Below are 380 nucleotides of genomic sequence, written 5' to 3'. Positions count from 1 at the left end.
TCAGGTTACCGAGTATTGTCGTGATGTCTTCTGGATTGAGCCAAGCACTTAGCGGCTCTAAACGAGCCCCTTCTTCAACCACTAACTCCAAGCCCAGCTCACGCGCACGTCTGTTTTTTCCTAGCAACATGCCCGCCACCAATGGATCTTTGATCGTATCGCGTAGAAACTCGATCAGCCCCTGATAGTGTGCCGTCTCCTGACCGATAAGCTGTTGAACCGCGTCGAGCTCGCCCATCTGAACTAGGCCACTGATGGTATTAAGTTTGTTGCGATGCTCATGCGTTTGTGAGCGCAATAAATCGGCATACTCTTTGGTTTGAGAAAGCTGTTCAGTGAGCTCAGAAATTTCATCACGCAAACGAAAGCTGGACACTGCG

The 380-nt window shown here is 50.0% G+C and carries 1 protein-coding gene; it reads right to left on the bottom strand.

Annotated features, from left to right (window positions below; translation table 11 throughout):
• Window positions 1–380, bottom strand: a 380-nt coding sequence (locus CIK04_RS28960) for a sensor histidine kinase (protein ID WP_176463469.1), incomplete at both ends; no start/stop codon positions are given.

The sequence above is a fragment of the Vibrio sp. 03_296 genome (genome assembly GCF_002265885.1).
The sequence above is the reverse complement of the archived record's forward strand: the minus strand, read 5'-3'. Positions and strand labels throughout refer to the sequence as shown.